Genomic DNA, 23,464 nt, shown 5'->3' on the forward strand with positions numbered 1-23,464 from the left:
TGCAGTTGCGAAGTCCTTTCGGACGCCCTTATTGTACCAGATTTAAAGCTCCAGATAAATCCATAAAACATTAAAATCGATGTGCAGTTGTGGCATTTCTGCGCACATTGATTCATACCGATTTTGCCGGTTCTATACTAGTGCCGCACATCGATTTTAACAAGCTCTCAGACACACAGCCGTGAACCTGACATGCAAGCTATTCGACTGATGATCTTGAGGTTTCGGATTGGTAGTCAGCTAAACATATATTGCCCCCAATGAGTAATGTTACCTGTCAATCAGATATAATACTGCTTGCTGACTAAGATAGTCCTGGCTTCCACATCGAAGTCATTCCAGGGAAGTACCACCAACTCGCCTTTCCGCAATCCGCTCACCAGTTCCAGATAGGACATCAAAATACGTCGGATTGCTTCCCATTCTAAAACAACATTTTATCGATATATTTTTCTAGCATGCCACTCCTGATAGAGTCCATAAATCTGTGTGATTCCACGCTCATCTGGCACAATCCGAAAATTCTCATAATGCTTAGACTTGTTTTTGTAAAGATGCTCGCGCAAGAAAATGCACTGTCTCTCATAGAGTTCTTCGTTCAGCCTTTCAATTTTGTCCAAAGCTTGCGATCTTGCCGCATCAGTAAGTCGAGAAAGACTGCGCTTAGCGTCTGCCAACTCTTTTCTCATATTCACCACCGGGACAAGGCAGCTATGCAGCCTGTTGGCCAAAGAAATGTCTTCTGCTCTGCAGGTGAAAAGCAATGTCCTCACTTGAGATGCATATATTTCAAACCGACTCTTATAGGCAATCCTGTAGTTTGGGCCAACAGAACGACCGTCTGACATATGCATTCCTATCGTTTTAGACGATTCCTCGTCTGTGCAAACACGGAAGCATTGAACTTTCCCGTTCTGGCGACCTATGCAGACCGCAGTAAGACGAACACCATATGAATCGAATCGAAAAACAGTACCTGTTGAACACTCGGCTTTCATGTTATGTATGCTCCTTTTCTTACACATCTTGCCCACAGTTGAAATCGTATTGCTGCGCCTTTGTCATCCAATCTTCAGGAAAGCCGTATAACTTAAAGTATTTTTTTGGGTGCCGAACTCGTTCCTTACCCCGCTTGATTGGTTTATGCTGCAGATAGCAGGGCATATCCAGCACAGTAACACACCTGTCTTGCGCAAATACAAAACAATGGTCTTGATATAAAATGGGAGCGTACCCCGGTGATGTTTTGTATTTCAAATAGTTTCGTTGGCCGAAAATCGGAGCATTTTCAGCCGTAAATCCCCTCTCTAATGCATTGTTTACAATCCGTTCAGCCGTAGTTCCACGGTACCCCATACGTTCTTTCATGCGTTTCTGGCTGTGCTTAGTCATCATAGAAATGAGCTCCTTTCGATTTGATGACTTCAGTATAATCCCTCAAATATTGCAGCTGTAATTTTCGTTGCGCAGCCAAAAATGGCGAACGCACTACCTTGATCGGTAGTGCGTTCGCCATTTTTCGATGTATTACTGGTCCCACTTAAAATCCGAAGGAAACTCCGAGGGACGATATTCCCAAAGCTCTTGCGGTGTCAAATTCTGACGGCAATACAATTTGTCGGAATTAAGATACATGGAACTATCCTGGCCCACATCCTGAAAGGCATCAACGAGCCAGCGCATTCGCTCCTCAATTTCTCCCCTCTCCGAATTTAGGTCAAAGCAGAATGCATGTGCCCAGCAATGCTTCAATTGCTCGTATTTTAGGCAATACAATTTGTGCAGCGCCGGCGTGTTCGGAATAATGTACTGCCCATCCACATGAAATGCAGCATCCACCACATCATCGAGCGCTTCTTTCGCGGTTGGCGAAGCATTTTTACTCTCCGCTAAATATTCCTGATACATCTTCGCAAACAATTCTGCCGCAGCATTTATCGCGCGCCTCAGTTCGAAGAACTCTTTATCTTGAGCTTCCCAGGTAAACATATATTCATAGGCGATCATGGTCCGGCAGTATTGTGCCATCACCATCAACCCATCGAGTAAAAATTGATGTCGCTTTTGCTTTACAAATTCGACCAACGGCTCAAAAAGAACTACCGGGGACGGTTCCTGTCCACACTCAAACAGGCTGTTCCACAATTCTTCTTCATTTTCGCTTTTGTACTGATCAAACAAGCTGATAAACCTTTTCGCCGCGAAAGTTGCCCAGATTCCTCCATTTCTTTGAATTGCCCACCGCGAATATATCCACAGCACAATACGGGGGTCATAATTCCATTTTCCCCGTTCTTCATCGTATCGTGGGGATATACCACAGATATGGTTCACCATTCCTCGGCAACTATCCCTGTTGGGCTTCAACTGCTGCTGAACCATTTCAAAAATGAGAGGGTGAAGATCCAGCGAGCCTTTTTCACCGCTTTCTTGTACCCACCCCAAATGAATCAGCCGATTCAAAGTATTTAAATCAGCCGAACTAGTCCAGTGACGATAGTCCTGTTTTTGCACGCCTATCCCACTCAGAGTCCAGACATAGCGCATCGCATTTTGTTCTTCGGATGTGAATCTTGCCATGGAAAAAAGGGCTTCAAGGCCCTGACGGATCGTTTCCGCATTGGTCCGCCCATCCTTTTGATAACGGATGATCTCTTTCTGATCGAACAGGTTCGCTTTCATCTGCTCCACAGAGATGCCGGATGCAGCCAACTGTTTGCCCAACAGTTCCGTCATCAAAGTGTGATAGCCAACTGCTCCCAGTACATCATGCAAAACGTGCGCATCTGTTTCGTCAAGATGGGTTCCCGCATTTTTCTCAAACAACTGGAAGAGCTCAGGCTCTTCCAACACATCTACATTATACTGCACAACTTGTTGCTCACCAGCCCAGTCGGAAAAATCTGTGCGAGTGGTCACCAGTACATGACAAGGCAAACTCATCAGCTTCTCCCAATCTTCGCCGGGCAAATCCACATCGTAATTGTCCAGGATCAACAAGGTATGTTCGTTCATCGCAGAGCATACAGCACGAAAGCGTTTTGTTGTTTTGCCTGTCTGCGACTGGGTATCCTGCTCTGACTGTGTGTCCATCTCCGCGTTTTGCAGCGGTAAATCAGCAAGCAAACCATTGATACTGGCAAGCTTTCGATAGCGGCAGAAAGACACCGTATCATAAAGCGCATGAGGGCCATAATTCTCCCACGCATATTGCTTGGCTAGCGTGCTTTTTCCGATGCCACCAAAGCCAGAAAGAATCACGACCTTTTTCCCATTTACAAAGCTCGCCCGGATCCGCTCCAGTTCCTTTTCCCGTCCGATAAACCGGGCCACGTGCTCCACGTTGGACAAAAGGTATGGTTTTTTCTCGCGAACAAGCTTCAGTGCCTCATCCAATTTCTCTGTCAGTGTATCAGCATTTTCAAACCTGCATGCCACTCTGCAGCACAATGTATGGTGGAAGATATGGCGAAGGGCCCGCTTTAATTGGGGATTTTGGCTGTTAAAAAGTGGCCCTTCAAATTCCCATTCCGCAAAGATGCTCCGATCATCACAGCCCGGTTCTCTGCCCATGACCATCCAAAATAAAACGGCCCCTATTGAATAGATATCCGTTTGTTCGCTGATTTGAGAAATCATTTCTCCCCGAAGTTCTGGTGCAGCCCAGCGGGGGGAGTACGAGAGCACCGGAAGCGTTCCCTCCTGAATATCTTTTTTGCAGACCACACTATCCAAATCAAATAACTTAATCGCATTGGGCGCTTCCCGCAGCACCAGAATATTCTCAGGTTTGATGTCCAAATGCAGGAATCCGAGGCTATGATACCTACCAATAGTACCGGCAAGTGCTTTTGTGATTGCGAAAGCTTCTTCGAGTGTTGACACCTTATATCGATCCAGCGTCTTGCCGTAGTCCAACTCCATGATCATGTAGTGGGTATTGTTGGCCTCGCACATTTCCAGAGGCATATGAATAGCTGCATTCCCGGTTTCTTCCACACTTTGGAAGTGTCTCTGACGATTGAAGCCCTCTTGAAAGTGCTCTAATGCTTTTTCTCGTTGGCTTTCGTCCAACCATCTCAATTCCTGACCCTCACGGATCGGCGCTTGCCGGGCCGGATAGCACTCCTTAATCCGCACGCGATGTTTGGGAGAGCCGTCACGATATGCCTCATAAACCAAGCAGTTTGCCCCTTGCCCAATTTGCTGGCCGATAATAAACGCATACTGATTTTTGCTGGCGAGTTCCGTCACCAAAAGCTTTGTGCCACTACGCAAAAAGACTCGTTCCATAATTGTCTCCTTTTCTACTAAAGAGTTTTGGGAAAGCTTCCAGGCGCAGTATAGCAAGCGGCCTTGCAATGTTGTAATTTTCGTTGCGTCAGAGTTCTTCGTCCTCCATTGCCTCTGCTAAAATTTCACGAAAACAGTCAAGCGGGTTGTCTTCCTTCGCCGAAAAGAGAAACAGCCAGTCAAATGGATTTCCATAATAAAGGGGTGGTAATCCAGCCGTATTCAACCGGTCATTCATTTCCTGAATATAGGCATCCAGTTCCAACATTTTGCCGGTTCGTTTTGCCTGCCGCCACAGGTAATATGAGCCAAGCAAAATGATCATTTTACGCAGTTCTTCAAAGCTCGGATTTTTCTTTGAGAAAACAGATGCTTCCGGAAAATTGGTTCGTATCTCGCTGGGGAGGCAAGTATCTTTTATGATGGAACGTTTTCCTTTATTGCCGTTCTTCGCCTTCGGATCGATGTCAGTAATCACACAGACCATTGCCTCATTGGTATCATGAGGACGTCGCCGTTCTTCATTCAGATCCGCATCTTTATTCCCACGGGACTTTCGTGGACCTGTATTCAGAATACTGCTCCAATCAGGTCGTTCTGCGATTTCCCTGTCTACTTCTCCGGTTTTTTCCGCGTTCCCCTTTACTTTTTGAATAAGGTCTTGCAAGACTTCTCTGGCAGACTTGTTTTGTACTGTAAAATTGTAAAAATGCCTTTTCCAGTATTCTTTCAGTTCATCAGATGTTTTTATATCATCCAAGTTTTGTTGCAACACCCGCGTATAGACAGTCTGCTCGTCGGTTCCTTCTGCAGAAGGATATTGTTTCAACAAGCTTTGCCAAACTGTCCAGCTCAATCCTTCTTTCAGGCAAAATTCCGCCGTATACTCTTCCAGCCGGCGTGGATACAAGCCACGATCCAGATATACTTTTTGAAAAAGCCGATTTGTTTGCTCCACATTCAAATGAAGAGCAAATGCTACGCGAAGCATAAGATCCCGGCTATGCTCTCCCTTTTTAGGGCCAGCTTTAGAAAACCAATTTCGTACCGTATTCGGATTGATGTCAATACCCTCCGCTCGGCATCTATCTTTCAAGTATTGTGACGCACCGCTTTCACTAATGCCACATTCCTCCGCAATAAATCGCGATAGACGCGCACCGAAGGCCGCCTTTCCAGAACGCTTCTGCAAGAATTCAAGAACTTTTTCCCCAACGTCGTTCTCGCTTCCATCCAACTCCCACAATCCGTTTTCCCAGACTTGTGTACGGTTGTCCTCCATTGTGTACTCCTTTTACTTTTTGTTCCAACAATGTTTTGAAATTTGACAGCCACAGTTCCGCATTGGATTACTTTTCTTATTGATCATTTCCATCATTTTGAATTCAACTTTACACCGAGCCTATTTTCAAGGCTCACGCGTTTCCGGATTCCGCCCGCAGTACAAAACACTCGGACGGTTGCTCCGCACTGAACTGCTTATCTTTTTCCCTGCCAAGATGTACGCCGTTTGGATAGGTCAGAATAACCGCCACAAATCTTCCGTTTCCAATGGGAACTCAAGCGTTTTTTGCGCACCACGCAAAGGTGTGTCGCTCGGCTTGACAACAAACCTTCTTCCGCCGTCTTTCGGCAAAGCGCAAAACCGTCCTCCTCCCTGTCCCATCCAGAAGCGTTCGGAGCACAAAGTACAATCTCATCGCTGAGCGTCCACTGTGCTGCGTTTGACTGTTTCTGTGAACTTTCCTCAATATTCTCTGGTGGCAGACTCATCTGCGGTTCCGGTTCGGATAAGAAGTCGAGTACCGTGTCCCCCGTAGTCTCGGCAGTTGCGGACCGCGGTACTGCGGCAGTTTCTGGCTTCGCAGCAGGAGCTGGAGCAGATTTCAAATCTTCCAGCCCCGCGGCAAAGGCCTACGATAATTTGAAAGCGATCAAAACCATACTCTGTATGTTGCCTGTGATATTTTGGATGTTCGCTGTCTTTTTTCTTCTGCTTTGCAGTTCAGCGCCCATATTGCTCTGCGGCATGTCTGTATCGCTCCGCAAAATTTTCTGCCAGGTTAGAGGGCGCCAAAATTCGCGCCTCCTCTCCAAACTGAAAGAAATAGACTTTTGCTTGTTGTTGCGTGCAAGAAAACTCAAAGGTATTGTTGTCCAATTCCACGCGGCGTTCTGGCCGCAAATGAAGGATTGTGTCATACAGGCTTTTGCCTGTTTCCGTCAAATAGACCGTAACTTTTTCTTCCCTGTTTACATCAAACAGATACGGAACCCCTTTATTTTCGATCGCATTCCTGATTTCTGCACATTCCTCTTTTGTCAAGCCCCCGCTTTCTCTTAAAAATGAAAACTTCGCTATACGACTAAGTCGCAGGGACGCTATTCGCCATTCTTTTTCGTTGATGCGCCGACTTTTTACTACCAGATAGTTATATAAGTGTTCCGAATCCAAACAATGACCGTAAGGTTTGATATAAAGCGTATAGTTTTCCTCTTTGTTTTTTATTTGGATTTTCATTTGGCAGCGGTCTTTCATAGCCTGTTCAAATTGATCCAGAAGCTCCCTCCAGTAAATGCGTTCTCTCTGATGATAAGGATAGGTGGCATACTCTTCAAGCAGTGCGTTCATGTAACGCCTTACGTTGCCTTTGTAATATTCACTTTCCATCTGGCCCTCTTCAGATGCCAGATAGTCCAAGTTTTCCTTGTTTACACGTATCTGAAAACTCTTTTTCGGTTCCTTCACAGCAATTCTATCCACTGTCTTTTCATTGGCGGACAGATCCAACGAATCAATTTCTTCCTGTTGATCGATCTCTTGTAAAGCGCGAATCAACGCTTCTGCTATGGCTTCTCCCCCCGCAATCTGCTCTAAAGCCTTTTCCAGCCGTTGCTTTTTTTCATTTTGAATTCGACCAACAGAAGCCTGAGCGATCCCGTACAGGTTCAGCAGTAAACGATTTACAAAGCCGGAACCCAGTTCTTTCGTTCCGGTAAAGCGTTCTGCATCCTGCAATAAGACATCATACGCACGTCTGCTCAAACAAATCCTCTGTTTGTTTTCGAACCGATTGGAGGGATCCTCCAACTGCTGCTTATATTCTTTTTTTACATCTTTAAACTGCACAAAATCACCTTCTTGTTCCAGTGCTGGAACGAAATATATCTAATATTATCATTTTTCTTGCTAAATTGGAACAAATCGCTCATTAATACTCCCCCTACAAATTCCATCAGCCGTGCTGTACAATGAACTTGCAATAGGGAAACACACCATCCAAGATGCCCCAGCCATAGAGGCAGAAAGAGAGGGAACCATGAGCCGTATGACCAGCCAGCAGCGAGCTCAATGCCACGCCATCATTCATGCAGCCAGCGCCGGATGCGCTGTAGTAGGCGCCGGTTTGGCCCAAATCCCGATGGCCGACCGTTTCGCCATCACTCCCGTGCAGATCACCATGACCATCGCGCTCGGACGGGTGTTTAACGTCGAGCTGAGCAGAAGCGCGGCCGCTTCCCAGATCCTGTCCGCCATGGGCACCAACCTTGGACGCGGGGTTTCACAGGTGTTGGTCGCACGAATCCCGGTCATGGGCAATGTCGTGAATGCCGCTACGGCTGCCACCGTGACCGAGATGCTGGGCTGGGCGGTAGCGGAAAACTTCGCCAAAGCATACGCCCGGGAACTGGCCGTATAAGGAAGATCCCCATCAGGCATGCCCCTCATACAGGGGGCAATATTTCAATCCATCGAATGAAATATCCAACCGTAAAAACAGCCAAAACAGGAGGAAAAAGTATGCAAATCGAGAAGCTGAAAGTGGCCGAAGTAGGCAGCATGGTGGGAGCGATTGCTCTCGGAGCAGTGCACATTGGGCTGCGTTTGCAGCGGGATCCGGATGGACTTTCCCGTGCCGTGGACACGCTGCAAAAAGGAATGCAGTTTGCGGGCCAGATAGCGAACAACTTCTGCACGGCAACGGGTGCCGAACTGGCAGAAAGTGTATCGCTCGGAGAATTGGTGCAGTGATCCGGACCCTGCGCAGATCCACAAAACCAGTATCAAACGCTCGGGGGGTGCTGTTATGAAAAAAGTACTGTGGGTATCCAGGCACCAGATGACGCCGGAACAACTTGCGGATCTGGAGCGGGTAATGCAGGATCAGGTCGAGTTGCTGCAATACAAGGACACTTTAAAAACTGTAGACGAACTGAAGCCCCTTCTGCCGCAAGTGCAGGCGATTGCTGTTGTTCTGCCTCTGGAAATGGTTGCTCAGTTAATGCCGCTGGCGGGCGATCGTCCTGTGCTGCAATCCGTTTCACGGCGTATTCCCTCGGGGCGGATGCTCCACCTGGCAGACGGCAGGGCCGAAGAAGAATTTGTGTTTGAGCATAATGGCTGGCAGCAAATCGTACATCTGCAACTTCAGCTGAAGTTGCTAAGTTAAAGCGCTTATATCTGACAGGTGTACGCACTCCGTTTAACAAACAGAAGCATATGCCAGACAGCAACAACATCGTTTTGAACATTCTCTCGAGCATCGGCGCCAGACAAAAAGGTTAAAAAGAAAGCTATCCATTGTACGAATATTGCACAATGAATAGCTTTTCTTTTTTGTTTCCTGTGAGGGGTGTGGGGCGCATCTTAGACCATCAAGACAAGGTAGCGCAAAGACAAGACGAGTTACTGTCCCCGTGAGGGGTGTGAAGCGCATCATCCCGAGGTAGATATTGTCGCGTGCTTCTTCCGTTACTGTCCCCGTGAGGGGTGTGGAGCGCATCCCAAAACTTCGGCACCCTCCACCGGCACCTGTCCGGGTTACTGTCCCCGTGAGGGGTGTGGAGCGCATCATTGCCGGATCCATCGCAAAGGGGCAGGAATTCAAGGTTACTGTCCCCGTGAGGGGTGTGAAGCGCATCGAGGGATTCGAATTAAGATTCCAATTTCCTGCGGGTTACTGTCCCCGTGAGGGGTGTGAAGCGCATCTGGTGATGATTGGGTACACTTTACTTGCGAACTTAGGTTACTGTCCCCGTAAGGGGTGTGAAGCGCATCTCAAATAAGCGAGACAAACCTTCTTGTGCGGGCGAGTTACTGTCCCCGTGAGGGGTGTGAAGCGCATCCCGGCACCGACGGCGCGGTGAACGGCACCGCCGGTTGTTACTGTCCCCGTGAGGGGTGTGAAGCGCATCAGCAAATTTACACAAAAGCATTCTGTTGTGTTTGTGAAAACCTTCTGATTCTTACTTATTAGAATAGCACACATTGTATCTGCGTGCAAGACAATTTTGTTGAAACATGACAAAACTGCTCCTTACTGTTTGGAATGCGAATGGTGCGAACCCATGTTTTTTCTACTTTATAAAAGGGTAAAAATTGAAGCTTCGCACCAGATAATCGCTACCAATTACGAATCCATAGTACTTTTCAAATCAGAAAATTCAAAACAAAAAAACGTCAAAGCTCTGTCACAAATCGTGAAATATGCTACAATAAGGACATCAGCCGCCAGTATTCGGGGAGGATATTACGTATGCAAAAGACTCTGATGATCATGGAAGTATCGCAAAAGCAAGCCTATATCTTTGCCAGCCAAAAGCTGCAGCAAAATGCCCTGCGCTCAGCACAGATCAACTATGTGACCAGCGAGGAGTTTTTTCTTAGCGCCGCGCCGGAGATTTACCATCCAGAAAACATGGTGTATGCCGGTGGTGGGCATACGGTTCTCCAGTTTGACGATTCTCAGCAGGCACAACAGTTTGCTGCCCGTGTGACAAAAACCGCAATGATGCGTTTCCCGGGAATTGAGATGTTCGTTCGGAAAATACCCTATAATCATGCCAAAACACCCCGCGAAAACTTGTGTGAATTAACGCGGCAGCTTGAAGAGAAGAAAGCAAGACGTGCCGGTGCATTTTTCCATCAGGCATTCGGTGTTGAAACACTGGACCCGGTGGATTTCAGCCCCAGGCAAAAAAACAGTGTTGCTGAGTGCAGTGTAGGTATCATTATGCCCGAACCGCCACAGGGGGCCGAATTTGCCAGCGATTTTTCCGAGCTTGCCCAGACGCAGGGTGATAATTTTCTGGCGGTAGTTCACGTCGACGGTAATGCTATGGGCAATCGTGTGAACTCCATCTACCAATCGGCTCAGAACGACTGGGATCTTTGCTGCAGCAGCCTTCGCGCATTCAGCGAAAGCATTCAAAAGGATTTTGAAGCCGCCTTTCAAGAGATGTTACAGCAGGTACAGCAAGCTTTTCCTCAACAGAAACTGCTGCCGGTGCGTCCAGTGATTCTCGCGGGTGATGATGTTTGTTTTGTGACAACAGGCTCAATCGGCTTAGAAGCTGCCCGCATCTTTCTGCAACAGCTCGCCCAAAAAGTGAACGATCAAGATAAAAAGCCCTATGCGGCATGTGCAGGCATTGCTCTGGTACACACCAAGTTCCCCTTTTATCAGGCCTACGAGCTGGCTGAAGAGCTGTGCAGCAACGCTAAGAAATTCGGCGCTTCTTTAGATGCTTCCAAGCGTATCTGCGCTATGGACTGGCACATCGCTTTCGGCCAGCTAAAAAATGATTTGGCGCAGATCCGAGAAGATTATGCCACCGAAGACGGCGGCCGGTTAGAATTACGGCCGGTGACGGTAGTCATCCCGCCAGAGTGTGCTAAACAACCGCAAGAGTTGGACCTGCGCTCCTATGCATTTTTCCGAGATCTTTGCCTGCGTGTGAAGAGCGGAGCAGTTCGCAGCAAGGTAAAAGCGCTGCGCAATGCGTTCAAACAGGGTGAACTGGAAAGCACGTTCTTTTTGCAGGACAAGCAAATTCATGACTTTTTGTATTGCGGCGTGGATGCAGAATACGCCGAACCGGACAAGCAGCAAACAAAATTCGAGCAGATCATCCGGCACGGGGACACCTTTGAAAAGAGCGCATTCCGCAGCATTCAGGGGGAACGGCGCTGCATTTTCTTTGACGCCATAGAAATGGTCGATCATTTTGAAAAGCTGGGGGAATGAACTATGCCGGAACGGATATGGCTGAATGTTACAATGACGCTGTTGTCGGATGCCATTTTTGGCGCCGGGTACAGCATTCCGGGCGGAGAGGATATTGCTGTCTGCAAAAACGAGCAGGGCTTGCCTTATCTGAAAGGCTCCACTCTTAAAGGCTTGCTGCGAGAAAGCGTTGAAAACCTGGTCGAATGGACCGGACTCTCAGCGAGTCTTCCCAAAGAACTGTTTGGCGCGGAAGACTGGGAAGGCGTGACAGATGAACGGCGGATTCTGTTTTCCTCGCTTCAGTTGCTCCATGCTCCGAAAGATCCGCAGGAATGCTACCAGAACCGGGTATTTACCGCACTTGAGCAAGGAACTGTGAAGAACGGAACCCTGCGAATGGCCGCTTGCATCCGCGCCGGGCTGGTATTTGGCGGACGAGTATGCTGCGCAAAAGAGGACGAAGAATTGGTGCGGCAGGCTTTTGCCGGTATTAAATGGCTGGGCACTCTGCGCAGCCGCGGGTTCGGACGTGTGGATTTCCGGCTGGAAAGCACCGAATCAACTCAGTCCCAAAAGAGTGCTCTGCATGCGAAATGTCTACGCTATCGTCTGCGAACGATTCTGCCGGTCATGGTACCAAATCTGAGCAAAAGTCACGGAAATAGCAGCGAAACCCGCGGATATTTGCCTGGCTCTGTCGTCCGAGGAATGGTGCTTTCTCAGTTGGCGCAGCAGCAGCCGGAATGGTTCGAGCAGAATCGTCGTGTCCTGCTTTCCGATGAGATGCGCTTTCTGAACGCGGAGCCGACGGGCGCTCCCGGTGTTCTGCCTGCCATTATGAGCTTTTATGATGACAAAACCGACAATGGCGAAGTCGGCAACAAAGTGGTCAGTGTACTGAATAATGATGTAATGGGAAGTAAGCGTGCAAGCCTTGGAAGCAATTGTAGCTTGAACGGCGACACCGTCTATTATTGGAGCAGCCGCACCAGCAGTGCTATGCGCCTGAATCAGCGGGCTGCGGATTCCAAAGACGGCAAGGCACTGTTTCAGGTGCGGTATCTGGAACAAGGGCAGAATTTTGAGGGTTACATCGTTCTCCCGGAGCCTTCTTTTGCCGAAGCAATCAGTGAAGTTCTCCAGGGCCGCGTATGGATTGGCGCAGATCGCTATCAAGGATTTGGCGAATGCGAGGTGGAAGAACTGGAAGCTGTTGATCAGCCTGACTGGGTACAGCAATACGGATACCGTCAGCAAAATGAGATAGGGACAACGCTGTATCTTCTGCTGATGTCCCCTACTGCAATGCGTGACGACTGGGGCGAAAACCGTGGGTTGGATTTGGAGCAGCTGAAAGAGCAGTTGGGGCTAGAAAACCTGGAAATACTGGCTTGCAGTACATCCATTGCGGTCTTTGGCGGTTACAATCGCATGTGGAAATGCCGTACGGAATGGGAACGCATGTATGATCGCGGCTGCATCTTTAAACTTGATTGCAAGGGTGAATCTCCCAAGCTGGAGGCCCTGCAAAGGATCCAGGCGCAAGGGCTTGGAATACGTCGCGGGGAAGGATACGGTCAAGTACTCTTCCTTCGCCCGGAGTTGTTTGAGGCGATCCGGAAAAGAGCACCTCTTGAAAGGACAAACGATACAGAACAGCAGTCGCAACAGCAACTTGTTCGCCGCGCAAAGTACCAATGGATCATGGATCAAAGCCAGACGCTGTATAAAAACGGCTTTTCTAAAAGTCAGGGCGGCATGCTTCAGGCCCTTTGCGAAAAAGCCAAACGGCAGCATGGCGATTGTACCGAGTTGAACGCACATCTTGAGAAAAACCTTACCGCCCGCGGGCCCGCATTTCGAAAACGATACATGCATGTTGATGCTCTGGTGCGGTCTGTGCTGAATGCTCCGCTTTCCGAAACGCTTTCTCTGGCCGCAGTGCCGGACTCTATGGAAGAGCGTCTTCAGCTTTTGATCATGCTGTTTGATCACAGCCGCAAGGCAGTTCAGGAATAAGGTGGTGAATCTTATGGGAGCAAAGTTCGATTGTGCCGCGCTGTACTCAGTAAAGGCATGCTGCAAAAGTCCGCTGCGCACGGGCGGCGAAGATAATGACATGGAGTCTGTGCTGCGCTATGCAGATGGCCGTGCCTTTGTGCAGGGAACATCGCTGGCAGGTGCTCTGCGTGATTGGCTGGAGCAACAGAATGCGGCCATGGCTGATCAGCTGTTCGGCAGCCAAAAACAACCTGGGCAACTGGTAGTGTCCGACGGAATATTTGCAGAAAATGAGCAGCAGATTATGCGTCCCCGACTGAAACTCAATGGCAAGACAGGTACTGCCAAAGATGGTGGAAAATTCGATGTTGCCGCAATCGGTACCGGTGCATGCTTCACCTTTGAACTGGTTTGGATGGGATGGCAGGCGCAGCAGGATGCGCTGAATTGGATTGAGCAGATGCTTGCTGCGCTGCACCAGCAAGAGATCAGCCTGGGTGCGCAGAAAAGTAACGGGTTTGGCGCAGTCTCTCTAACAGTAAAGAAACGCATATTCCAAATGCGCGATGCAGTTGACCGGGCAGCTTGGCTGGAGAATCGCCCGGCCGAGCAGGAGATTTCTCTCCCTCAAGTACAGTGCCAGGGATTTGTCAAGTTCACGGTAAAGGCCAAAGCTGAACGGATTCTGGTTATGGCGGCAGAGCGGGAACTGCGAGAAAACAATCAAGCTGTCACCGTAAATATTTCGGAAAACGGCGAGGCAATCATCCCAGCGTCTTCTTTGAAAGGCGCCGTTCGAGCAAGAGCACAGCTGATCGCCCATCATCTGGGCTGTGACCCACTGGCAGAAAAGCTGTTCGGTAACTCCGCTGATGAATATGGGAATGAATTGCAAGCGGGAAGCGTGATTTTCCAAGATGCAAAGTTCTCCCGGACGATACGGCAGGAGGTCAAGCGAATCCGGATCAACAAATTCACAGGCGGTGTGATTCAGCGTGGCCTGCTGACGCAGGAGCCAGTCAGCGGTGAAATTCAGTTTGAAATAAAGATACCGGCAGAACAATCAGAAGGGTGCGGGCTTTTGCTGTTTGCTCTCCGTGATCTTGGCATAGGGCTTTACAACATCGGCAGCGGCGGCTCGATCGGACGCGGGTATCTGGATGTTCACACCGTGGAAGTAAAAGCACCGAAAGGCCGGACAGGCCGGATAGAGTTTTCGCAGGAGCACACCTGTGTCCTGACTGATCCTGACAAGATACTGGAAGGCTGGATTCAGGCCGTGGGGAGGAAAACCGAATGAAATTTGAAAAGTTAACCGTGGAGCAGGCGCTGCACGACGGGCACGCGCTTCCCTTTGTATTTGCACGGTGTCTGAGCGAAGTTAAATTCGGAATCAACACTGAACTGCCAGCCTCCGAGGAACTTCTGGAAGTGCGTTTTTTTAATAGCGAGAAGGAGATCCGGCTGTTCAGGCGGCAGGGGCGTTTGGAAGCCGTTTGTCTGACACAAGAGCCCGAAGACGATTGTCTCGAGGAAGAATATGAGATTGCGAATCCTTCGCTTTTCGGCACCAGCTTCACACTCAGCAAACTTCTGGATGTGGACGAGGACGGCCAAACTTTTGTAAAAGCTACTCGTTTGACCGGTTGGAAAGGAGGAAAGTAACCATGGCCGAAAACCAAAAAGTAACGGCTCGAGCGCCCTACAATTTTGTTCCATTTTCGTCCAAGGTGTTGATTCGCTATGAAAATGCAGATCAGCTTCCTCCCCATGATCGAATCGACCCTGCATTAAAGACAGGCGAGATTCATGTGACAATCAAGGCAGAAACTCCCATTTTCATATCGGACGGAAACCGTAATCCCGACTTTTTCCGCAATGCGGAAGGTAAGTTTGCCATTCCGGGTTCCAGCGTGCGCGGCCTGCTGCGACAGAACATGATGATTCTCGGGTATGGCTTGCCCAGACCCGGAGAGGATCTGGAGGATTATCAAGTTTATTTTCGGGATATGACTGCCGCCAAAAAGTCTGTTGCGAATGCTCGCCGTGAGTATTATAAAGCAGCACTGAATATTGTAACGGAACAGCATAACCAAAAGCCAGTCAGCAAGCCGAAAAACGTACAAGCCGGTTATCTGCATAAAGAAAACGGAAAATATTATATTCAGCCCATAGCGGGAGAGGTTTTCCGCGTTCCGCGCAGCCATCCGGATCTTGCACAGTTTCCGAGCCGGGATGCCAGCACCTGCTTTGTATCTTACACCGCTTCGAGCGACACGGTGAAAGAAATCAAGCCCGCGGGGACAGCCGGAATGCAGTCCGGTATGCTTCTCTACACAGGAAAGCATGTTGGTCAGAAAGCGAACCCTGTCTATCTGTTTCCACAGGAAGATCCAAGCCAGCCGGCTATTCAGCCAAGCGAATGGGATGTGCTGTCCTATGAGGTTGATTACAAGAGTCGAGCCAATTCTCTGAGAGAAAACAAATCCTTCTGGGCATTACCGGATGAAGGCAAGATGAAGCCGGTTTTTTATTGCGCACTGGACGGCCACATCTACTTTGGCATGACGCGATTTTTGCGGATCGGCTATAAACATTCTCTGCTGGAAGGTCTTCCGAAAAAACACAAAGAACTTCTGAATGAAGACCCCTTTGTCCTGGACTACCCTTCGGCCATTTTCGGATACGCTCGAAAAGCCGGAAGAAATCAGCAATCGTATCGTTCTCGGGTTTCCGTGGGTGATTTTGTTCTGTGCACAAGCGCAACACAGATGCAGGACATCACCACCGTGTTGGGAGAGCCAAAGCCCAGTTATTACCCCGGCTATGTTGTGGACGGAAAAGACTATAATCAGGATGATTTCCGTCTTCGCGGTTATAAGCAGTACTGGATGAAGCCTGCTCAAGCACAGCAATCAGCCAATCCAAACGAAAATGTTCAAACTAGATTAAAGCCACTAAAAGAAGGCTGTGCATTTCGCGGAGTAATACGATACAAGAATCTCTCAGATGATGAACTGGGGCTTTTGCTCTGGACGCTGAAACTGGAAGAAGGCTGCTTCCAAAGTCTTGGAATGGGAAAACCTTATGGCTATGGAAGGGTGACCGTATCAGTAGATAAATTGACCAGTCTGGATCTGGATAGCCTGTACACCTTACAGGGCTTTTGCAGCGATGCAAGGGACGAAACCACAGAAATTGACCGCTATATCCGCTGTTATGACGAATATGCCTCCAAACGTTTGGATGTCAAAAAAGGGAAGAAAAGTGTCTCGATCCGTTCGATGCGTGAGATAGAAGACTTTTTCTTCATGAAAAAGCCCGTACAAGAGCCCGTTCAGGCATCTTATATGGAATTGAAAGAATTCAAAGATATCTCTGCCCCTTTGCCGGATGTAACACAGCTGCGGAAAGAAACAGTGGAAAGTGCCCCTAAGAAAGCAGATTCAGAAATTGATCCTTTTGAAAAGTTGCTTGCGATGTATGGTTCCAAAAATAAACGGAGGTAAAGTCAATTGGCAAAGAAAATACTGCTGTTCGTCAGTGGGAATATAGGCCAGGAGGCGGAAGAGTATATTTGCCCGGATGGTACTGTGGTGCAAGGCGGCTTGACTAACGAAGCACCGGTAAAATACTTGCTCAAAACATATCCGAATGTCCAAGAATTGATCTGCGTTGTCACTCCGGAGGCAAAAAATGCATATCAAGAATTGAAAAAACGCCTGAATATGGTAGCTACTGGTTTGTCGTATGTGGAGGTTCCGTTTCAGGAATCCATGAGTATCGAGCAATGTCTTCCTGGTATCATGGAAAACATCAAGCAGAATGACGAGATCCTGCTGGAAACCACCGGCGGTTTCCGTAATGCGGTCATGTATATGATGCTGCTCAGCCGGCTACTTCTGTATGTGGATTCCCCGATTGTTCAGGCCGTATATTCCCGCCGGCCAGCGCCCGGGAAACAGGGCAGCATCGAAGATGTATCCAAAATTATCCGTCTGTTCGATCTGATTAATGGAATGCAGGAGTTGAGCTCTTTTGGTAGTGTCCGAACGCTGCGGCAATACTACGGGCAGGCGCCGGAAGACGCTCGGATCGCCAGCTTCCTGGAATCAATGGAACAGCTGAACGAATCGATTCTGCTGTGCCGGGTAAAGCAGATCTCTGAAAATCTGAAAAATTTTCAAACCAGTTTGATCGAACTGAAAAATTGCAGCGACCCAATCATGCAGGCACTGCTCCCTGCTTTCAGAAAAAAATTCAACGGAAAGCTGAAAACAATTGACCTGATTCGGTGGTATCTGGAAAGCGATATGCTGCCGCAGGCTCTGACTCTGTACACGGAAAAAATCCCCGAGCGTATCTTGGGCAAGAACCGGCCCCTGGAAACACGCGAAGGGCAGAGCCCTTGGCGTGTGAAACCGGAACATGCGTATCGCGATGAAGCAACAGATGAATTGCTCGAGAACGTGTTTATGCTGTCGTGGAAAAGCCAGAAAATTAATCCATATCAAACCGAGAAGAGTCATGGAAAATACAAACAAGATTGGTACCCTTGGACATTGAAACACCTGAAAAAGCTGTTGCCGAATGAGCAGTATGACGTGAATTGTAGCATGGAAAAGCTGCACCAGATTTTGTGCGATTATTTGTACATCAAGGCTCTTCGCAACTTGACCAATCACGCCAGTGAAACAGTGGACTCATTCAAGAAAGAGCAGGAAGAGTATCTGTGCGAGCAGGGGTATCCCGCACTGAACGATGTGACATTGCCGCAAGTTAAGAAAATCATGTTCAAAGCATTGGCGCGGTTGTCTACCATCCGGTAATTTGCCAGCCAGGCGAAAGCGGAGCGCAATTCGCTTTCGCCTGGCGATTGTAATTGTGGCAAAATTAACTCTCGTATAAAAGGCAGAAAGAAGCAAAGATTATGGCAGCCATGACACGATATCAGATTGAATTAACACCCAGCTGCGGATGCAAGCTGGATATAGGATGGGCCTATCGACTGTATGCGGCGCTTCTGGAGCAGCTTTCTCCTGAGCAGGCGCAGCAGATTCATGAAGCTCCTGTAGCGCCGTTGGGACAGCATTTAAGATTTGAGGCTGGCCGATGGATCTGGGAAATCGGCCTGCTGGGTGAGCAGGGAGAGCAGTTCCTGCGCCCTGTTCTGGAACAAACAGACGTTTATTCTCTTAAAGACGGTGCAATTAAACTGCGTGCGAAAATTTTGCAGCAAGAAACAATTGACAGCCTGGAAAACCTTCTCGAAATCAGCCCCGCAAAGGGGTGTCAGCATGAACTTTATTTTCGTACGCCAACGGCTTTCAAAAGCCAAGGTGAATACCTGAATCTTCCCAGCGCCAAATTGTTGCTTCAAAGCCTTGTAAAAAAGTGGAACGGCAATTTCCCAGAATGTCAAATAGAGGACACTGACGGGGAAGGTCTGGTGGTGATGTCCCATAGGTTGCATTTCCAGGTTTTTTCGCTAAAAAGTCAACGGTTTTGGCTGAAAGGAAAAGCCGTTACAGGCTTCACGGGAAAAATTGTTCTGGAGGACAGGAACCAGGGGTTTCATTCGGAACTGGTAAACGCGCTCCTGTATTTTTCGCAATTCAGTGGAATAGGAATAAAAACCGCACTCGGTATGGGCGGAGTGGAATATCGCCGGTAAGAATAACGGCCAATCTCTTTAATTGAGAGTTTTCTCTCCGGCGAATCCAGCAGGACGCGCATCACGGTCTTGGTGCGAAGCTCTTTTTTCTCACTGCTGTCTCGTGGCTTAAAACATGGGGTTCGCACCAGACATCGTTCAAATATTATCGCTTTTTTCTGGGATTTCTCACAAAACCAACTTGTGTTCAAGTAAAAAGTCTGCTAATATAATAGCAAGACTTGGAAAGTCTATTAAATGCATCGATAAATTTTTGTGCAATTTTGCCGATGCATCCTACACCCCTCACGGGGACAGTAACGTGGTAGCAGTGGTCAGAGCAATGTTCTTTGCGGATGCATCCTACACCCCTCACGGGGACAGTAACGTGATGCAACGGAGAAAATCGTCCTCACAATTTCGAGATGCATCCTACACCCCTCACGGGGACAGTAACATAAACTTTTCTCCGCTTTTTTACGACAGAATATCCAAGATGCATCCTACACCCCTCACGGGGACAGTAACCTCTCGCAGAAAAACAGCTCTCGACCCAGCCGACTGGGATGCATCCTACACCCCTCACGGGGACAGTAACTGGATCGAGGCAGTGGTGTTGGATTCATCCACATCCGGATGCATCCTACACCCCTCACGGGGACAGTAACCCCTTCTTCCTCAAACTTCAGATGCCGTTTATCCCAGCGATGCATCCTACACCCCTCACGGAGTCAGTAACCCAGCAAAACGCTCTGTTTGGTGATCGTGCTGTTGATACATTCCACACCTACTGTTGAAACACTAACAGGGCATTTCACAAGATCAATAGTACTCGGATTGCGGTGTACCTGATTCCTTTTCCCGAGCAGGATAAGGTTTCTTGTGCCATCTATATTTCATAATAAGTTCAGTGAAAGAACTGTTACTTTTCTGGTCGGCAAACTTCAGTTGCCGGCCTTTTTGATTTTCGCGCTCTCCTGCCTCTTCCCCCTCGCAAAGAAGAATCTTAGGCTTCCATTTCAAATAGCGATGTTTGGGGACAAATTCTGCACATCTTTCTGATGATGGACATTTGTCTGTCCAAGGCGTAATGGTACAGTACCCTTATAAATACAGGGGCAACGTTTCCCCTGTAAAAAGGAGGAACGATCATATGCCTTTTTGCCAACGCTGTGGTTGCAAGCTGGAAGACACGGCGCGTTTCTGCCCCTCCTGCGGGCAGGCCGTCGCTTCCGGCAAAGAAATGCCCGCAAACATCGAAGAAAAAATCAAAGGATTTTTGCAGATTACCCCCGAGATGGAACAAGAACAAATGGAGGCGTGGGAAAACCCGGCGCCCCCTGCCGGAAATTTGAAAAACCGGCATTTTCGGGAGCAATTTGCGCGGATCAATGCAGGCAAACCGCTGGAACTCAAGTACAACCTTTTTTCGATGGTCTTTGGCCCGTTCCAGCAGCTCTATCACAAAAGCTATTCTCTTTTTGCCAAAACTTATCTGCCGGTTATGCTGCTGCTTGCGATCGACGCCGGTCTGTCCGCCTATGCGGGTCTGACTTTTGATCCCACACTGCTGACCATTTCCCTCGCATTGAATGGCATCGGACTTTTTTGGGGCTTAGGAGTAGCAATTTTGAACGGGAAGAACTATGTCCATGCTCTATATAAACAAACAGACGGCAATGCTGACGCGATTCCAGCTTCACCTCTCTCGGTGGTTCTCGGCTGCGTCATTTTGGCAGCATCGATAGGGCTTAGCAACTGGTTAGGATACTCCCTCGCAATGGAACAATGGGAGGATGAGCTGCAAAACTTCCCGGCCTACACCGATCAGGAAACCATGCCGCAAGATGGATGGAGCGAGGATGCACTTATCGCCACCACAATAATCATGCCAAACGACTATGTGGTAGCGCCTGCCGAAACACCTTGGTACGGCGTATGGCAGGACCCTGTGCGAGGCTACCGGTTCACCTACGAGGAAAGCCTGAACTATTGCAGCGAACAGGCCCAGCAGTTGGAAGGCGGAAGCTACCAAATCCGTCAAACGGACAACTATGATGACTCTCTTTTCGCCCAATATATCTGCGCAGCGGATGGCACAACTTTGGAAGAATATGATGCGGCCGGCACATTTTTAACCAGTTATTCTCGGCCTGATGCTCCTGATGGTACTTCCCTTCCCCGGGACTGGTGGGGTATTTATACTCTCGTCAGTGATTCTTCCGGACTGGCATCAAGCACCCTCACCATCGACGCATACCAGTTTGGCGGTTATCTCTACACCGAACTTGAACAGCTTGATGATCAGACTTTCAAATTCTTCCAGAGCGTGGCACCGGATGGCTGGTACGAAACCGCCCGGTATGACGCAGCGGAACAAACTATCGCCCTCTTGGACGATACGGGGACAGTGTACGCCTTGTACCATAAGGCAACGTAATTGGGGGTACAGGCGCAAAGTAGAAATACATTAATTCAAGTTGAAGCTCTTGTCCAAGAAGGAGTATAATAAACATGCTGACGGAATGCCTGATTTTATATTCAGGCATTCCCTTTATACAGATGAAACGGAGGAGTTGCCGTGTCTGCCAGTCGTGTAGATCGTTTGCTGTGGATGCAGCAAAAACTTATCGAGAACGGCGTCCTTTATAAACGCCAGTGCGCCGAGCGGTTTTCGATCACCCCAAAGACTGTCCAGCGGGATATTGACACTCTTCGAGGATATTATAGTGAAAGCGGGAAGGATCTGTCCTACGACCGCAGTGCAGATGGTTACAAACTGACGGACACCGACGCCATGCGTCTGACTAACAGCGAAGTTTTAGCTGTTTGCAAAATCCTCTTGGAAAGCCGTTCTCTGGTAGAAGCTGAAATGGATCCTATCCTTGACAAACTAATTGCTTGCTGCTCTCCCCGCACCAGTATGAAGGCCGTAGAAGAACTGGTGGCAAACGAGCGGTTCCACTATGTTCCGCCCCATCATGGCCGTAAGTTCGTTGACAAATTATGGGATTTGGGGCAGGCAGTTCAGCACCATCAGGTGTTAGAAATCGAGTATCGTGGCACCCATGATCACACTGTACGCCACCGCCGGGTGCAGCCTGTCGGCATCCTGTTCAGCGAGTACTATTTCTATCTGGCAGCTTTCATCGAAGGCATTGATCGAAAAACACATTATGACAACCCGGAAGACAAATCCCCTACGATTTATCGAGTGGACAAAATTGAAGTCTATCACCTAACTGACGAGCATTTTTCTGTCCCATACAGGGATCGCTTTCAGGAAGGAGAAATGCGCAAGCGAATCCAGTTCATGTATGGCGGTAAACTACAAAAAATTCGCTTTTTGTATACCGGACCTAGTCTGGAGGCTGTACTGGATCGGCTTCCCACTGCACGAATCACCGGCGCAGCGCCCGATGGAATGGGCAGCTGGATCGAAGCAGAGGTATTCGGCAGCGGCATTGATATGTGGTTGCGAAGCCAAGGTGAATATATAACCCGGTTGGAAAAACGAGGATAAGATCTGAGGCCGCTATTTGTTTATTCATTGTTAAGTCGGTTTCACATCTGATATTAAAAGATAACCGGTGTGTATGCCCAGACATTTCGTTGTTTAGATTCAATATTCACACCTATTCTTTACTATCTACTAACAGATGGAAGGTATGAGACACTGTATGAAACAGATTGCTCATACCCTCTATCTCTTATTTGGGTAACTGATGTTTTGTTGGCGTTCAGCTGAAATAACCCGCCATTTGGGGACATCTTGCTACAAAAACATTCTATCTGATAGATGATATTAAGTGAAAGTATCGTCAAAAAAGCGCAGAAACAAGTCGTTTTGAACTGACTTGTCTCCGCGCTTTTTGTATAGGTCAGACCATACGCGTTTATTTATGAGTTTTGGATGGAGAACTATTTCAGACCGTCGTGTTACAAAGATAGTATCAACAATTTTGGCAAATTGGTTTAGCGTCATTAATGTACGTTGCTCGTCATGCGTAAAACGAGTATACCATGGGACAAGCTCCCCGTGCTCGGCCCTTCGTAGGTTGATAAACAGAGAGGTCGAAATAGCAGAGCAGAATGCTGCGGAATAATGGTAAAGGCGCATGCCTCAATTTGAAACATGCGTCTTTATTATGAAAGCCTTGCAACAGCACAATACACACTAAAGGTAAGACATCTTATATAGAAATTACTGGGGAATCGACAGCTTTTCGCCCAACGACTGGGCTTCTTGAATAAGGAGCAGCCCAGCGGCAAAGCCGCTGCAGAAGTGAGACTGGCACTCCAGGCTGTGCTGTTCAAAAATCTTTTCGGTAAGCTGGTCTACCAGCAGGTAATCTTCCGTGTCCAAACGCCGCTTCAGCTCATCGCGCAGTTCGCCGATTTCCTTGCCCAGATCCCAGCTACCGGGAATATCATCCACACAGGTCTCACTGGGGCGGAAATTACCGCTATAAATTGCTTCCATCATCATTGGTGTATGACACATCCT

Annotated in this window: 18 protein-coding genes, 1 pseudogene and 1 CRISPR repeat array; of the genes and pseudogenes, 12 read left to right on the forward strand and 7 right to left on the reverse strand. The window is 48.4% G+C overall.

The window, feature by feature from the left end; genetic code table 11:
• Positions 1 to 290 precede the first annotated feature (290 nt).
• The 6 genes and pseudogenes from B5E65_RS16850 to B5E65_RS05390 all read right to left on the reverse strand — a co-directional run.
• Positions 291 to 398 (reverse strand): annotated as a pseudogene (locus B5E65_RS16850) (tyrosine-type recombinase/integrase); the annotation flags it as partial.
• Between the two features lie 39 nt (positions 399 to 437).
• Positions 438 to 998, reverse strand: coding sequence for a hypothetical protein (locus tag B5E65_RS05370; RefSeq protein ID WP_087170741.1), 561 nt, complete (start codon positions 996 to 998; stop codon positions 438 to 440).
• A gap of 19 nt (positions 999 to 1,017) precedes the next feature.
• A complete protein-coding gene (locus B5E65_RS05375) occupies positions 1,018 to 1,395 on the reverse strand; it encodes a hypothetical protein (protein ID WP_087170742.1) in 378 nt (125 codons plus the stop codon).
• 132 nt (positions 1,396 to 1,527) lie between these two features.
• A complete protein-coding gene (locus B5E65_RS05380; protein ID WP_087170743.1) occupies positions 1,528 to 4,293 on the reverse strand; it encodes a protein kinase domain-containing protein in 2,766 nt (921 codons plus the stop codon).
• Between the two features lie 88 nt (positions 4,294 to 4,381).
• Positions 4,382 to 5,575, reverse strand: a complete 1,194-nt coding sequence (locus B5E65_RS05385) for a hypothetical protein (protein WP_087170744.1) — start codon at positions 5,573 to 5,575, stop codon at positions 4,382 to 4,384.
• A gap of 723 nt (positions 5,576 to 6,298) precedes the next feature.
• Complete coding sequence (locus tag B5E65_RS05390; RefSeq protein ID WP_087170745.1) at positions 6,299 to 7,423, reverse strand: WYL domain-containing protein; 1,125 nt, start codon at positions 7,421 to 7,423, stop codon at positions 6,299 to 6,301.
• 190 nt (positions 7,424 to 7,613) lie between these two features.
• On the opposite strand from B5E65_RS05390, the gene B5E65_RS05395 reads away from it, so the two are divergent.
• The 12 genes from B5E65_RS05395 (at position 7,614) to B5E65_RS05450 (ending at position 22,480) form a co-directional block, all read left to right on the forward strand.
• The gene (locus tag B5E65_RS05395) at positions 7,614 to 7,994 is read left to right on the forward strand and encodes a hypothetical protein (protein ID WP_206406279.1); all 381 of its coding nucleotides are present in this window, start codon (positions 7,614 to 7,616) and stop codon (positions 7,992 to 7,994) included.
• 101 nt (positions 7,995 to 8,095) lie between these two features.
• A complete protein-coding gene (locus tag B5E65_RS05400; RefSeq protein WP_087170746.1) occupies positions 8,096 to 8,326 on the forward strand; it encodes a hypothetical protein in 231 nt (76 codons plus the stop codon).
• Between the two features lie 55 nt (positions 8,327 to 8,381).
• Positions 8,382 to 8,744: a hypothetical protein gene (locus tag B5E65_RS05405; RefSeq protein WP_087170747.1), complete on the forward strand. Its 363-nt coding sequence runs from the start codon at positions 8,382 to 8,384 to the stop codon at positions 8,742 to 8,744.
• 1,086 nt (positions 8,745 to 9,830) lie between these two features.
• On the forward strand, positions 9,831 to 11,321 hold the full coding sequence (locus tag B5E65_RS05410) for a Cas10/Cmr2 second palm domain-containing protein (RefSeq protein ID WP_087170748.1): 1,491 nt from the start codon (positions 9,831 to 9,833) through the stop codon (positions 11,319 to 11,321).
• Between the two features lie 3 nt (positions 11,322 to 11,324).
• Positions 11,325 to 13,322 (forward strand): RAMP superfamily CRISPR-associated protein, encoded by a 1,998-nt coding sequence (locus B5E65_RS05415; protein WP_087170749.1) that lies wholly within the window; start codon positions 11,325 to 11,327, stop codon positions 13,320 to 13,322.
• 13 nt (positions 13,323 to 13,335) lie between these two features.
• Entirely contained in the window at positions 13,336 to 14,604 is a 1,269-nt protein-coding gene (locus tag B5E65_RS05420; protein WP_087170750.1) for an RAMP superfamily CRISPR-associated protein, read from the forward strand.
• Positions 14,601 to 14,969 (forward strand): hypothetical protein, encoded by a 369-nt coding sequence (locus tag B5E65_RS05425; protein ID WP_087170751.1) that lies wholly within the window; start codon positions 14,601 to 14,603, stop codon positions 14,967 to 14,969. Before B5E65_RS05420 ends, B5E65_RS05425 begins: the two co-directional genes overlap by 4 nt.
• Positions 14,970 to 14,971: 2 nt before the next feature.
• Positions 14,972 to 16,813, forward strand: a complete 1,842-nt coding sequence (locus tag B5E65_RS05430) for a TIGR03986 family type III CRISPR-associated RAMP protein (RefSeq protein ID WP_087170752.1) — start codon at positions 14,972 to 14,974, stop codon at positions 16,811 to 16,813.
• A gap of 6 nt (positions 16,814 to 16,819) precedes the next feature.
• Complete coding sequence (locus tag B5E65_RS05435) at positions 16,820 to 18,133, forward strand: TM1812 family CRISPR-associated protein (RefSeq protein ID WP_087170753.1); 1,314 nt, start codon at positions 16,820 to 16,822, stop codon at positions 18,131 to 18,133.
• A 101-nt stretch (positions 18,134 to 18,234) separates the two neighbouring features.
• On the forward strand, positions 18,235 to 18,978 hold the full coding sequence (gene cas6 / locus B5E65_RS05440) for a CRISPR system precrRNA processing endoribonuclease RAMP protein Cas6 (protein ID WP_087170754.1): 744 nt from the start codon (positions 18,235 to 18,237) through the stop codon (positions 18,976 to 18,978).
• Positions 18,979 to 19,246: 268 nt separating this feature from the next.
• Positions 19,247 to 19,696: direct repeats of the CRISPR family, unit length 33 nt; unit sequence GATGCATCCTACACCCCTCACGGGGACAGTAAC.
• Positions 19,697 to 20,110: 414 nt separating this feature from the next.
• Entirely contained in the window at positions 20,111 to 21,397 is a 1,287-nt protein-coding gene (locus B5E65_RS05445; RefSeq protein WP_087170755.1) for a zinc ribbon domain-containing protein, read from the forward strand.
• 141 nt (positions 21,398 to 21,538) lie between these two features.
• Complete coding sequence (locus B5E65_RS05450) at positions 21,539 to 22,480, forward strand: helix-turn-helix transcriptional regulator (protein WP_242957483.1); 942 nt, start codon at positions 21,539 to 21,541, stop codon at positions 22,478 to 22,480.
• 681 nt (positions 22,481 to 23,161) lie between these two features.
• Here the strand turns inward: B5E65_RS05450 and B5E65_RS05455 are convergent.
• Positions 23,162 to 23,446, reverse strand: a complete 285-nt coding sequence (locus tag B5E65_RS05455; RefSeq protein ID WP_087170756.1) for a DUF6809 family protein — start codon at positions 23,444 to 23,446, stop codon at positions 23,162 to 23,164.
• Positions 23,447 to 23,464 lie beyond the last annotated feature (18 nt).

The organism is Gemmiger sp. An120 (assembly GCF_002160955.1).
Classification (GTDB): domain Bacteria; phylum Bacillota; class Clostridia; order Oscillospirales; family Ruminococcaceae; genus Gemmiger_A; species Gemmiger_A avium.